Genomic DNA, 14373 nt, shown 5'->3' on the forward strand with positions numbered 1-14373 from the left:
AAACCTGTATCAGGAGGTCGCTCTTGACCGACGCCGTCATCGTTTCCACCGCCCGCACCCCGATCGGCAAGGCCTATCGCGGCGCGCTCAACGCCACCGAGGGTGCGACCCTGCTCGGCCATGCCATTGGCGAAGCCGTCGCGCGCGCCAAGATCGACCCGAAGGAGGTCGAGGACGTCGTGATGGGAGCGGCGCTGCAGCAGGGAACGACCGGAGGCAATATCGCGCGCAGGGCGCTGCTCCGCGCCGGTTTGCCCGTCACCGTTGGCGGCACCACCATCGACCGGCAATGCGCCTCGGGCCTCCAGGCGATCGCGCTCGCCGCGCGCTCGGTGATTTTTGACGGCGTCGAGATCGCGGTCGGCGGCGGCGGCGAGTCCATCTCGCTGGTGCAGAACGACAAGATGAACAGCTTCCACGCCCAGGACCCGGCGCTGCTCGAGATCAAGGGCGAGGTCTACATGCCGATGATCGACACGGCCGAAATCGTCGCCAAGCGCTACGGCATCTCGCGCGAGAAGCAGGACGAATATTCGCTGGAAAGCCAGCGCCGCACTGCGGCCGCGCAACAGGGCGGTAAGTTCAAGGACGAACTCGCGCCGATCACCACCAAAATGGCCGCGACCGACAAGGCGACCGGCGCAGTCTCGTTCAAGGACGTGACGCTGTCGCAAGACGAGGGTCCGCGGCCCGAGACCACCGCCGAAGGCCTCGCCGGCCTCAAGGCCGTGCGCGGTGAAGGTTTTTCGGTCACCGCCGGCAATGCCAGCCAGCTCTCGGACGGCGCCAGCGCCTCCGTCATCATGAGCGACAAGGAAGCGTCGAAGCGCGGCCTCAAGCCGCTCGGCATCTTCCGCGGCTTCGTCTCCGCCGGCTGCGAGCCGGACGAAATGGGCATCGGCCCGGTGTTCGCGGTGCCGCGGCTGCTCAAGCGTCACGGCCTCACGGTCGACGACATCGGCCTGTGGGAGCTCAACGAAGCGTTCGCGGTGCAGGTCCTGTATTTGCCGCGACAAGCTCGGCATCGACCCTGACAAGATCAACGTCGACGGCGGCGCGATCGCGGTCGGCCACCCCTACGGCATGTCGGGCGCGCGCCTCACCGGCCACGCCCTGATCGAAGGCCGCCGCCGCAAGGCGAAGTACGCGGTCGTCACCATGTGCGTCGGCGGCGGCATGGGCGCAGCGGGCTTGTTTGAGATTTTGCAGTAATTCACAGGAGGATCCGATGGATCTCGCATTCACGAAAGAAGAGCAGGCGTTTCGCGAGGAAGTGCGGGAGTTCTTCCGCGGTAACGTGCCGCCGGATACGCGGCGCAAGCTGGTCGAGGGCCGCCATCTCTCGAAGGACGAGATGGTGACGTGGTGGCGCATCCTCAACAAGAAGGGCTGGGGCACCAGCCACTGGCCCAAGCAATATGGTGGTACCGGCTGGACTTCCGTGCAGCACTACATCTTCAACGAGGAGCTGCAGTCCTATCCGGCGCCGCAGCCGCTCGCCTTCGGGCGTCAGCATGGTCGGCCCTGTGATCTACACCTTCGGCAACGAAGAGCAGAAGAAGCAGTATTTGCCGCGCATTGCCAATGTCGAGGATTGGTGGTGCCAGGGTTTCTCCGAGCCCGGCTCCGGATCTGATCTCGCTTCGCTGAAGACAAAAGCCGAGCGCAAGGGCGACAAGTGGATCATCAACGGCCAGAAAACCTGGACCACGCTCGCCCAGCACGCCGATATGATCTTCTGCCTCTGCCGCACCGACGCGACCGCGAAGAAGCAGATGGGCATCTCCTTCATCGTGTTCTCGATGAAGTCGAAGGGCGTCACCGTGCGCCCGATCCAGACCATCGACGGCGGCGTCGAGGTCAACGAAGTGTTCTTCGACGACGTCGAGGTTCCCTACGAGAACCTGATCGGCGAGGAGAACAAGGGGTGGGACTACGCAAAATTCCTGCTCGGCAATGAGCGCACCGGCATCGCGCGGGTCGGCGTCTCCAAGGAGCGGCTGCGCCGCATCCGCGACTTGGCCTCCAAAGTCGAATCCGGCGGCAAGCCGATCATCCAGGACGCGGCCTTCCGTGAGAAGCTCGCGGCCTGCGAGATCGAGCTCAAGGCGCTCGAGCTCACGCAGTTGCGCGTCGTCGCCGACGAAGGCAAGCACGGCAAGGGCAAGCCCAATCCGGCGTCCTCGGTCCTGAAGATCAAGGGCTCCGAGATCCAGCAGACCACCACCGAGCTGCTGATGGAAGTGATCGGCCCGTTCGCCGCGCCCTACGACGTGCATGGCGACGACGGCTCGAACGAAGCCATGGACTGGACCGCCCAGATCGCGCCGAGTTATTTCAACAACCGCAAGGTCTCGATCTACGGCGGCTCCAACGAGATCCAGCGCAACATCATCGCCAAGGCGGTGCTGGGGCTTTGATCGTACACTATTAACACGCACTCACCGTCATGGCCGGGCTTTGACCCGGCCATCCACGCCTAGCGGCCGAAAGAACGTGGATGCCCGGCACAAGGCCGGAATGACGAAATCGATACCGGGAGAGCAAAGAACATGGATTTTGATCTGAACGAGGAGCAACGGCTTCTCAAGGAAAGCATCGACGGCCTCTTGACCGATTCCTACGATTTCGAGAGCCGCAAGAAGTACATGAAGGAGAAGGGCGGCTGGAGCAAAGCCGTCTGGGGCAAGCTCGCGGAGCAGGGCCTGCTCGGTCTGCCTTTCGCGGAGGCCGATGGCGGCTTCGGCGGCGGCGGCGTCGAGACCATGATCGTGATGGAAGCGCTCGGCAAGGCATTGGTGCTCGAGCCTTATCTCGCAACCGTCGTGATCGGCGGCGGCTTCCTGCGCCATGCCGGCTCCGATACGCAGAAGGCTGCGCATGTGCCCGGCATCGTCGACGGCAGCAAGACGCTGGCGTTTGCCCAGCTTGAGAAGAATTCGCGCTACGATCTCTTCGACGTCTCCACGACGGCGAAGAAGAAGGGCGACGGTTGGGTCATCGACGGCGAAAAATTCGTCGTGCTCAACGGCGAGAACGCAGATACCCTCATCGTGACCGCGCGCACCAAGGGCGAGCGCCGCGACAAGAGCGGCATCGGCGTGTTTCTGGTCCCGGCGAGCGCCAAGGGCGTGACCAAGAAGTCGTACCCGACCCAGGACGGCCTGCACGCCGCCGACATCACCTTCACCGGTGTTGAAGTCGGGGCTGATGCGGCGCTTGGCAATCCCGACGACTCGCTCGCGCTGATCGAGCGTGTCGTGGACGAAGCCCGCGTCGCGCTCTGCGCCGAGGCGGTCGGCCTGATGGACGAGTCGCTGAAGACCACGGTCGAGTACATCAAGACGCGCAAGCAATTCGGCGTCGCGATCGGCTCGTTCCAGTCGCTCCAGCACCGCGCCTCCGACATGTTCGTCGCCGCCGAGCAGGCAAGATCGATGTCGATGTTCGCGACCATGGCGGCCGATTTCGAGGACGCCAAGGAACGCTCCAACGCCATCGCCGCCGCCAAGGTGCAGATCGGCAAGTCGCTGAAGTACGTCGGGCAGCAGGCGATCCAGCTCCACGGCGGCATCGGCATGACCATGGAGGCGAAGATCGGTCATTACTTCAAGCGCCTGACCATGATCGAGAACTCGTTCGGCGACACCGACTACCACCAGCGCCGCGTCGCGGATGGTGGCGGGTTGATCTAAGCGCCACGCCGTCATTGCGAGGAGCTCTTGCGACGAAGCAATCCAGGCTTTCTCCGTGGAAAGATTCTGGATTGCTTCGCTGCGCTCGCAATGACGAAGCAAACGGAATCAACGGAGCAGCGACAATGAAAAACACCCCGTTCGATCTCACCGGCAAGGTCGCCGTGGTCACCGGCTCCAGCCGCGGCATCGGTCGCTCCTCCGCCGAGCTGCTCGCAAAGCTCGGCGCAAAAGTCGTGGTCTCCTCGCGCAAGGCCGACGCCTGCAAGGAGGTCGCCGACGGCATCAATGCGGCCGGCGGCGATGCAACCGTCATCCCCTGCAACATCGCGCGCAAGCAAGAGGTCGAGGCGCTGATCGCGGGCGCCACGAAACATTACGGCAAGATCGACATCCTCGTCTGCAACGCCGCGGTGAATCCGTATTACGGGCCGCTGCTCGACATCACCGACGAGGCCTTCGACAAGATCATGGGCTCGAACGTCAAGAGCAACATCTGGCTCTCCGCGCTCGCGATCCCGCAGATGGCCGAGCGTGGCAAGGGCTCGGTCGTCATCATCTCCTCGATCGGCGGCCTGCGTGGCTCCACCGTGATCGGCGCCTACGGCATCTCCAAAGCCGCCGACTTCGCGCTGTGTCGTTCGCTCGCCGGCGAATGGGGTCCGAAAGGCGTCCGCGTCAACTGCATCGCGCCCGGCCTCGTCAAAACCGACTTCGCCCGCGCGCTGTGGGAAGATGAAGCGAATCTAAAACGCCGCACCGCCGCCACCCCGCTCCGCCGCATCGGCGAACCCGACGAAATCGCAGGCGCAGTCGCCTACCTCGCCTCGGATGCGTCGAGCTTCATGACCGGACAGACCATCGTCATCGACGGCGGCGTGACGACGGCGGCGGTGTAAAGCGGTTTACTCCCTCGCCCCGCTCTTCCGGGGAGAGCGTCGGGGTGAGGGACTGTCTCCGGGAATACGGCTGGCGATGAGTTCGCGCCCCTCACCCGGAATTCAAGCTGCGCTTGAATTCCGACCTCTCCCCGCGAGCTGCCGCGAGCTGGGCGAGGTGAAGACGATTCCGGCAGCCTTGACCTTCCCGTCCTAATCCGCTCCCTTTGGCGCGACATATGACCCGTCACCGGGAAACACCAAGGTAGCTCCCATGTCTTTCGTCCTCGCCATCGACCAGGGCACCACCTCCTCGCGCGCGATCGTGTTTCGCGGCGACATCTCGATCGCCGCCCGTGCACAGCAGGAGTTTCCGCAGCATTTTCCGGCCTCGGGTTGGGTCGAGCACGAGCCGGAAGACATCTGGACCTCGACCGTGACGGTCTGCCGCGATGCGATCGCGCAGGCCGGCATCACCGCAAAAGACATCGCCGCGATCGGCATCACCAACCAGCGCGAGACCACCGTGGTGTGGGACCGCGCCACGGGCCAGGCCGTGCACCGCGCCATCGTCTGGCAGGACCGCCGCACCGCCGACATCTGCGCCAAACTGAAATCAGACGGCCGCGAGCCGGTAATCTCGCAGAAGACCGGCTTGATCATCGATCCCTATTTCTCCGGCACCAAGGTCGCCTGGATTCTCGACCACGTCCCCGGCGCACGGGCGCGCGCCGCGCGCGGCGAGCTGATGTTCGGCACCGTCGATTGTTATCTGCTGTGGCGCCTCACCGGCGGCAAGGTGCACGCCACCGATGCCACCAACGCCTCGCGCACGCTGCTGTTCAACATCCATACCGGCGCGTGGGATGACGAACTGCTGGAGATCATCGGCGTGCCGCGCTCGATGCTGCCCGAGGTGAAGGATTCCTCCGCCCTCCCCGCTTCGGCGAGAGCACGCCCGATCTGTTCGGCGGCGCTATCGCGATCTCAGGCATCGCCGGCGACCAGCAGGCCGCGACCATCGGCCAGGCCTGCTTCCGCCCGGGCATGATGAAGTCGACCTACGGCACCGGCTGTTTTGCGCTGCTCAACACCGGCACCACGCCGGTGGCTTCGAAGAACAAGCTGCTCACCACCATCGCCTATCAGCTCGGCGGAAAACGCACCTACGCGCTCGAAGGCTCGATCTTCGTCGCGGGCTCGGCGGTGCAGTGGCTGCGTGATGGCCTCGGCATCATCAAGCACGCCGCCGAGACCGGACCTCTTGCCGATCAGTCGGACTCCATGCAGAGCGTCTATCTCGTGCCGGCCTTCGTCGGCATGGGCGCGCCCTATTGGAATCCGCGCGTGCGCGGCGCGCTGTTCGGCCTCACCCGCAACACCGGCCCCGCCGAGCTCGCCCACGCCGCGCTCGAAAGCGTCTGCTACCAGACTTTTGACCTATGGGCCGCGATGCGCGCCGACTGGCCGAGTTCGGAAACGGCAAGCGTCGTGCTCCGCGTCGACGGCGGCATGACCGCATCCGACTGGACCATGCAGCGCCTTGCCGATTTGTTGGACGCGCCGGTCGACCGCCCCGTGATCCAGGAAACGACTGCGCTCGGCGCCGCCTATCTTGCCGGCCTCCAGGCCGGCGTCTATCCCGAGCCGACCAAATTCGCCGACAACTGGCGGCTGGAGCATCGCTTCAAGCCGAACATGAGCCAGGCGACACGGGAGCGGAAGCTCGCGGGCTGGGCGCGCGCGGTGAAGGGCGTGCTGGCGAGCGACGAGGGGGACTGAGTGATCCTCCCCGACGGCTATTCCGATGTGCCCAACGGGAAGATGGCTGCCGTCGTCACCCATCTGGAGATGACCGCGCCGGCGCGGGCGAGTCTCCAGGTTCATGATGTCGCAGCGGAGGACGCCCTGACCGTTATCGGTGAAAAATTGGCAGGCGATGTTTTTCGACGGGGTCGAGAACCCGATCGGGCGGTCCTGCGCGTGAGCAGTGGTGGCGGCGAGCACGGAGACTCCAAGGACTAACATCGCAAATCGCGTCATCATGCATGCACCTGCGCCCAGCTCTGTCATGCCCGGACTTGATCCCGGCATCCATCGCTTCCTAATCTGGGGAAAGATGGATTGCGGGGCCTTCGCCGCGCCGAAGGGGCTTCGGCCTCGCAGGCGGGTCAAGCCCGGCAATGACGAAAGGTCTCGCCATGTTCCTGATCGGCCAATACGACTCCCCCTTCGTCCGCCGCGTCGCGATTGCGCTCCGGCTTTACGGGCTCGCCTTCGAGCACCGGCCGTGGTCGACCTTCGGCGATGCCGACAAGATCGCGCCCTATAATCCGTTGCGCCGCGTGCCGACGCTGGTGCTCGACGATGGCGAGGCGCTGATCGAGAGCACGATCATCCTGGATTATCTCGACGAGTTCGTGGGACTCGAGAAGGCGATGCTGCCGCGCGGCGGCGCCGGGCGGCGGCATCACCTGCGCATCTGCGCGCTCGCCTCCGGCCTCGGCGACAAGGCGGTGAGCCTGCTCTATGAGCGGGTGCTGCGGAAGGAGCAGCTTGCGCTGTGGGTCGAGCGCTGCGAGGCGCAGATTGTTGACGTGCTCGGCGTGCTGGAGGCCGAACGCGCCAAGGTGACCACGCCGTACTGGCTGGGTGATCGCATCGGTCATGCCGATGTTGCGGTGGCCTGCGTCGTCCGCTTCACCCGCGAGGCGCATCCGCAGTTGTTCGACGTCGTGCGCTATCCGGCGCTGTCGGCGCATGCCGACGCTTGCGAGGCGCTGGCGCCGTTCCGGGAGATCGTACAGCCACTGGCGCCGCCGAAGGGGTGAGCCTTTTTCAATCTCTCTCCGCGGGCGGCAGGGCAATTGCATTTGGCGTGCATGATGCGGCAGCATCAGCAGCGGGCTCCCTCTCCCGCTTGCGGGCAGGGCAAGTGCATATGAAGAAGCATATGGCTGGAGCTCGACTGCGGCCATCCTTCGAGACGCCCGCCTGCGGCGGGCCCTCAGGATGAGGGATGAGTATGCGGCAGCATTTTAACGCAGAGGGATGCAGCTGAGCCTCATCCTGAGGAGGCCGCGAAGCGGTCGTCTCGAAGGACGAGGCGCTCGCTCAGGCGCCGCTGAGACGTCATGTGCGATTGCCCCGCCGCTAGCGGGACGAGGCGAAGGGAGAGGCGCCGCTACGCAAATCCAATTTTGATCAGGATTGTCAGGAAAAGGCCTCCGACGAGCGCGCAGACGGCGGCACCGATCAGCGACCCCAGCGCACCTTCCCGGCTTGCGGGCAGGGCAAGTGCATATGAAGAAGCATATGCCTGGAAGCTCGACTGCGGCCATCCTTCGAGACGCCCGCCTGCGGCGGGCCCTTAGGATGAGGGATGAGTATGCGGCAGCATTTCAACGCAGAGGGATGCAGCTGAGCCTCATCCTGAGGAGGCCGCGAAGCGGTCGTCTCGAAGGACGAGGCGCTCGCTCAGGCGCCGCTGAGACGTCATATGCGATTGCCCCGCCGCTAGCGGGGAGAGGCGGAGGGAGAGGCGCCGCTACGCAAATCCGATTTTGATCAGGATTGTCAGGAAAAGGCCTCCGACGAGCGCGCAGACGGCGGCACCGATCAGCGGCCCCAGCGCGCCTTCCCGGCTTGCGGGCTCCAGCACGGCTTGTCCCGGCTGGTCCGGATCGTAATAAACCTTCACACTCTGCCCGGGACGATATTTCGCCGCGGCCTCTGCGGCGACCTCGCGCAGCCCGGAGATCATGGTGCCGTTCCAATCGACTTCGGTGCCGATGAAGTCGCGCTTGCCGACCCTGTAGGCATAGCGCAGGTCGACCTGATAGCGGTGGACGAGCTTTGATGTCGTCGGTCGATTGTCGTGGTCGGTCTTCTCCTCGATGATTTCCTCGATCACGTCGCAGCGCGTGACCCTGCCCGACGCGGTCGGCCAGCGCAGGCTGGCACTCGCCAGCCGGCGCGTCCTGACATATTCGGCGACGCAGAACACGCCGCCCACGAGCACGATGATCGGCAGCGCGAACGCGAACAGCGGAACGCCATTGTCGGCGTAGAGCACGTGGCCTGCGAACGAATGCGCGGTCAGGGTGGCGGCGATGACGCCGAACACCATGGTGAACGCCACCAGCGCCGCGACGTTCTGCGCGGCAGCAGGCTCCAGCAGCGCCTCGGTCGGTTGCTTCGGATCGACATGGACGTCGACATGGGCGCCGACCGGATAGCGTCCGGTCAGTTTTGCGGCCAGGACCCTCGTCGTGATGGCGGGGCCGCCGACAAAGATCTTGTCGCTTTCCAGCTCCTGGCCGCCGGCCTGATAGCGATAGCGGATGATGGGCTTGGCGTCGTTCCGATCGTCCGAGGCGTGCGCCGCCGGCTGGTCGACCCGGGAGACCGTGATGATACCCTCAACCCTGTCCCAACTCCGCGCGGCCTGCATCCGGCCCCGCATGCGGACCAGATTGAACAGCGTCAATCCAAACAGCAGCACTGCGATGCCGGCGGCAATCTGTGTCCACATCAATTGTTGGGCGTTCAGCATCCGATTCCCCTGCTCTTCGGCGGCGACCGCCATTGGTCGCAGCGAGCGCGCGTTGCGTTCACGGCAGGGTGCCGTTTCAGGAGATCGTGCAGCCGCTGGCGCCGCCGAAAGCGTAAAAACGCGATACTATTTCCGCGTACAGGGCTTGATCTCGCCCGTCGCGGACTTCAGGACGATCGGATTTGGCGACAATCTTATGCCGAAGAACAGTTGAGAGCCGGACACCTTGTCGTCCGCCCTCTCGTGTACGTCCAGATCGAGCTTCGCGGCGATCTCGGATGTCAGCTTGGCCTTCTCCTCCATCGAAATCGCGTTGCGATATTTGATCTCGTAGACGACATCGGCCTCCAGCACGGACCGCGTCTGGCACACGACGGCGCCGCTCGAAACGTTCTGGGTGATCGCGTCCTCGCATTCGGCCTTCAGCAATGCGTTCCGGGTCGATATCAGCGACTCGTCGGAAATCAGCAGAATGTTGGCATTCTCGAGCTTGAGGTTGACCGCCTCGACCTGCTGCATCCCGGCGACGGCCGACAGCTTGTCCCTGACCTGGGCCGACACGTCGAGCTTCTTCTCGAGCGACTGCTTCAGGTCCCGGTCAACGGTCCGCGATCTCTGGATCTTGCCGGTCAGGAGTGTAGGGTCGATGTCGCAGGTCGGATGCAGCTCCAGCCGGCCGTTGCTCAGATACTCGATCGTGTTGATCGTGCCGGGGCCGCCAAAAGTGCTTGGCGGTACCACTTCGAAATATCCGGTCTCGGAGAGGATGGCCGTGATCGTGTGCTTCTTTCGCGGGAAGCCAGCGTAGACCGAGACCATCACGAGGGCAATCGCGACAAAAACTCCGCTGCCAAGCCAAAGCCATTTGCGGCTTGCTACTTGCCTGGGCAGCACAACTGACTTCGCTCTCCGCATGGCACGTAGCCTTTCGGACAGTCCGCCGAGGCAATCGTGGGCAGCACGACAAGAACGATCGCGGCGACGAACAGTGCAATGAACTGCTTCATGTGTTCGATCCCGAGCAAACCATCGGTTTGAAGGTAGCAGACCGGTAGGCTATCGAATCCAGGTTGAGTGGACAAGTGAACGACTTCACACCGTCTGGTTCCCGCGCGAAAAAAGCCGGAGAGGCGAGATCGTGCAGCCGCCAACGCCACTGAGGCGTGAGGGCTCGCAACGCGGAGTGCGAAACTGGCGCGGTTGGCGATGATGGAATGCTACAGGTGTTTTGCCCGACGGAGCAACAGTGCTTGCGGTCGCCGCCCTGGTCGCGGCCGACGATCTCGTGCCCGTCCGCCGCTCCGGAGGGGAAAAAATGTTCAGGCTTTTCAACCCCATGGCTACTGTGCATGGGGTTGTTTTTTAGTTTTTGAGTTGAGGGGCGCGCCTACCCCGCGCCCGCGCGCTTCTTCTGCCAGACGAGATGCACCGCGCAGGTGCAGCCGGGCGGGTGCGAGGCGAGGTCTTTTGAGGTCTCGTCGTTTGCGGGTGTCGCCGCAAACGCCTTGTCGGTGCCCTCCCGCGACGGGATGTAGTTCAGCACCGGCGCGAGCCAGCGCTCGGTCTCGGCGACGCTCATCCCCTTACGTACGGCATAGTCCTCGACCTGGTCCCGCTCGATCTTGCCGACGCCGAAATAATAGCTCTCGGGGTTCGCAAAATAGAGCCCGGACACGGAAGAGCCCGGCCACATCGCAAAGCTCTCGGTCAGCGTCACACCAGCGGTGTTTTCTGCGTCGAGCAGCTCGAACAGCGTCGCCTTCTCGGTGTGATCGGGCTGCGCGGGGTAGCCGGGCGCGGGGCGGATGCCCTGGTACTTTTCGAGGATCAGTTCGTCAGTCGAGAGCGCCTCGTCCGGGGCATAGGCCCAGAACTCGCGGCGCACGCGCGCATGCATGCGCTCGGCGAAGGCTTCCGCAAGGCGATCGGCCAGCGCCTTGCACAGGATCGATGAGTAGTCGTCGTTCGCCATCTTGAAGCGGTCGGCAATCACATCCTCCCCGATCCCCGCAGTGACGACGAAGCTGCCGACATAATCGGGCACACCGGTGCCGACCGGTGCGATGAAGTCGGACAGCGCCGCGTTGAAACGGCCCTCGCGCTTCTCGAGCTGCTGACGCAGCGTGTGCAGCGTCGCGATCGACTTGGTGCGGCTTTCGTCGGCGTAGAGCACAATGTCGTCGCCCTGCGCATTCGCGGGCCAGAAGCCGACGGTCGCGCGCGCCCGGAACCATTTCTCCTTGACGATGGTGTCGAGCATTTTTCGCGCGTCATCGTAAAGCGAACGCGCGACTTCGCCGACCTTGGCATCATCGAGAATCGCCGGGAAGCGGCCCGCGAGCTCCCAGGTCTGGAAGAACGGCGTCCAGTCGATATAGGGCACGAGCTCGGCGAGATCGTAGTCGTCGAAGCTTCTGGTGCCGAGGAAGGTCGGCTTCACGGGCTTGTTCGCTGCGAAATCGACCGGCACGCGGTTCTTGCGTGCCACCTCCAGCTTCAGCCGCTTCTTGTCGGCCTGCGCGCGCATATGCGCGTCCGAGATCTTGGCGTATTCGGCACGCACCTCGGCGGCATAGGCCTCGCGCTTCTCGGGCGAGAGCAGCGCGGAGGCGACGCCGACGGCGCGGCTGGCGTCGTTGACATGCACCACGGGGCCGGCGCGATAGCTCGGGTCGATCTTCACGGCCGTATGCACACGGCTTGTCGTCGCGCCGCCGATCAGCAGCGGCAGCTTGAGGCCTTCGCGCTGCAATTCGCCGGCGAAGAACGCCATCTCGTCGAGCGAGGGCGTGATCAGACCGGACAGGCCGACGATGTCGGCCTTCTCCGCCTTCACGATCTCGACGATCTTGGCGGCAGGCACCATCACGCCGAGGTCGATGACCTCGTAATTGTTGCACTGGAGCACGATGCCGACGATGTTCTTGCCGATGTCGTGGACGTCGCCCTTGACGGTCGCGAGCACGATCTTGCCGGCGGAGGATTTTGCATCGCTGTCGATGCCGTTGGCGCGATTGCGCGCCTTCTCCTCTTCCATGAACGGCATCAGCCAGGCCACCGCCTGCTTCATGACGCGTGCGGACTTCACCACCTGCGGCAAAAACATCTTGCCGTCGCCGAAGAGGTCGCCGACCACGTTCATGCCGGCCATCAGCGGTCCTTCGATCACGTCGAGCGGACGCGTCGAGGTCTTGCGGGCCTCTTCGGTATCCTGCTCGATGAATTCGGTGATGCCGTGCACCAGCGAATGCGACAGCCGCTTCGCCACCGGCCATTCGCGCCAGGCGAGATCGGCTTCCTTGGTCTGGGTCTTGTTGCCGCGGAATTTTTCCGCGAGCGCCAGCAGACGCTCGGACGCGCCCGGATCGCGGTTGAGGATGACGTCCTCGCAGACCTGGCGCAATTCGGCATCGATGTCGTCATAGACGATCATCTGCCCGGCGTTGACGATGCCCATGTCCATGCCGGCCTTGATGGCGTGATACAGGAACACCGAGTGCATGGCCTCGCGCACCGGCTCATTGCCGCGGAACGAGAAAGACAAATTGGAGACGCCGCCCGAGATGTGCGCGCCCGGCAGGTTCTTGCGGATCCAGCGCGTCGCCTCGATGAAGTCGACGCCGTAATTGTTGTGCTCCTCGATGCCGGTCGCGATCGCGAAAATGTTGGGATCGAAGATGATGTCTTCCGGCGGCAGGCCGACGCGGTTGACCAGGATGTCGTAGGCGCGCTTGCAGATCTCGGTCTTGCGCGCGAACGTGTCGGCCTGGCCGACCTCGTCGAACGCCATCACCACAACGGCCGCGCCGTGACGGCGGGCGATCTTGGCCTCGTGAATGAATTTCTCCTCGCCTTCCTTCATCGAGATCGAATTGACGACCGGCTTGCCCTGTACGCATTTCAGGCCGGCTTCGATCACCGAGAATTTCGAGGAATCGACCATGACAGGCACGCGGGCGATGTCGGGTTCGGCGGCGACGAGGTTGAGGAAGGTCACCATGGCCGCTTCGGAGTCGAGCAGGCCCTCGTCCATGTTGACGTCGATGATCTGCGCGCCGTTCTCGACCTGGTCGCGCGCGACCTGCAGCGCGGCGGTGTAGTCGCCGGCGGTGACCAGCTTGCGGAAGCGGGCGGAGCCGGTGACGTTGGTGCGCTCGCCGACGTTCACGAAGGGAATCGCGTCGGTGAGGATGAAAGGCTCGAGGCCGGAGAGCCGCAAGCGAGGCTCGATCTCCGGCACGATGCGCGGCTTGTGCGGCGCGACCGCAGCGGCGATCGCCGCGATATGATCCGGCGTGGTGCCGCAGCAGCCACCGACGATGTTGACCAAACCATCACGTGCGAACTCGCCGATCAGGCGCGCCATGTATTCCGGCGTCTCGTCATACTGGCCGAACTCGTTGGGCAGGCCGGCATTGGGGTACGCACAAACAAGCGTGTCGGCGACGCGGCCGATATCGGCGATGTGCGCGCGCAGATCTTCTGCGCCGAGCGCGCAGTTGAAGCCGATGGTGACGGGCTTTGCGTGCTGCACCGAATGCCAGAATGCCTCCGGCAGCTGGCCCGACAGCAGGCGGCCGGACTTGTCGGTGATGGTGCCCGACACCATCACGGGCATGTCGATGCCGCGCTCCTCGGTGATCTCGGCGATCGCGTAGAGCGCCGCCTTGGCGTTCAGCGTGTCGAAGATGGTCTCGACCAGCAGCAGATCGACGCCGCCGTCGAGCATGCCGTTGATCTGCTCGCCATAGGATTTGCGCAGATCGTCGAACCTGACGGCGCGGTAGCCGGGATTGGAAACGTCGGGCGAAATCGAGGCGGTGCGGTTGGTCGGGCCGATGGCGCCGGCGACGAAGCGCGGCTTGCCGTCCTCGGCTTCGACGCGGCGTGCGGCGTTGCCGGCAAGGCGGGCGCCTTCGCGCGCCATCTCGTAGACGATGTCGGTGAGGTCGTAATCGGCCTGCGCGATCGAGGTCGTGGAGAAGGTGTTGGTGGCGACGATGTCGGCACCAGCGCGCAAATAGGCCGCGTGGATGTCCTCGATCGCCTGCGGCTGGGTCAGGATCAAGAGATCGTTGTTGCCGCGCAAATCGCGATGGAATTTCTTGAAGCGCTCGCCGCGGAAGGTGGCCTCGTCGAACTGGAGGTTCTGGATCATCGTGCCCATGGCGCCGTCGAGCACGAGGATACGCTCGCGCGCGGCGTTCAAAAGGGCAGTTCGCTTGGAAGAGGTGGATACGGTCAT

General features: G+C 64.3%; 6 protein-coding genes and 4 pseudogenes. 7 read left to right on the forward strand and 3 right to left on the reverse strand.

From position 1 onward, the window contains the following. The first annotated feature begins 23 nt into the window (after positions 1–23). From ACVWW3_RS35115 to ACVWW3_RS35145, 7 genes and pseudogenes are all read left to right on the forward strand, one after another. A pseudogene (locus tag ACVWW3_RS35115) lies at positions 24–1212 on the forward strand (acetyl-CoA C-acyltransferase). A 16-nt stretch (positions 1213–1228) separates the two neighbouring features. Then, a pseudogene (gene pimC / locus ACVWW3_RS35120) lies at positions 1229–2420 on the forward strand (pimeloyl-CoA dehydrogenase large subunit). A gap of 132 nt (positions 2421–2552) precedes the next feature. Further along, positions 2553–3695: a pimeloyl-CoA dehydrogenase small subunit gene (gene pimD, locus ACVWW3_RS35125; RefSeq protein WP_456651641.1), complete on the forward strand. Its 1143-nt coding sequence runs from the start codon at positions 2553–2555 to the stop codon at positions 3693–3695. A 125-nt stretch (positions 3696–3820) separates the two neighbouring features. Beyond that, complete coding sequence (locus tag ACVWW3_RS35130) at positions 3821–4594, forward strand: SDR family NAD(P)-dependent oxidoreductase (RefSeq protein ID WP_456651640.1); 774 nt, start codon at positions 3821–3823, stop codon at positions 4592–4594. A gap of 253 nt (positions 4595–4847) precedes the next feature. Then, positions 4848–6355: pseudogene (glpK, locus tag ACVWW3_RS35135) on the forward strand (glycerol kinase GlpK). Further along, a pseudogene (locus tag ACVWW3_RS35140) lies at positions 6356–6433 on the forward strand (GNAT family N-acetyltransferase); the annotation flags it as partial. Between the two features lie 341 nt (positions 6434–6774). Then, complete coding sequence (locus ACVWW3_RS35145) at positions 6775–7404, forward strand: glutathione S-transferase family protein (protein ID WP_456652126.1); 630 nt, start codon at positions 6775–6777, stop codon at positions 7402–7404. 716 nt (positions 7405–8120) lie between these two features. Here ACVWW3_RS35145 and ACVWW3_RS35150 read toward each other — a convergent pair. From ACVWW3_RS35150 to metH, 3 genes are all read right to left on the reverse strand, one after another. Beyond that, complete coding sequence (locus ACVWW3_RS35150) at positions 8121–9128, reverse strand: DUF3592 domain-containing protein (RefSeq protein WP_456672307.1); 1008 nt, start codon at positions 9126–9128, stop codon at positions 8121–8123. 126 nt (positions 9129–9254) lie between these two features. After that, a complete protein-coding gene (locus tag ACVWW3_RS35155; protein WP_456651637.1) occupies positions 9255–10043 on the reverse strand; it encodes a hypothetical protein in 789 nt (262 codons plus the stop codon). Positions 10044–10515: 472 nt separating this feature from the next. After that, entirely contained in the window at positions 10516–14373 is a 3858-nt protein-coding gene (gene metH, locus ACVWW3_RS35160) for a methionine synthase (RefSeq protein ID WP_456651636.1), read from the reverse strand.

It is taken from the genome of Bradyrhizobium sp. LM2.9 (assembly GCF_054056555.1).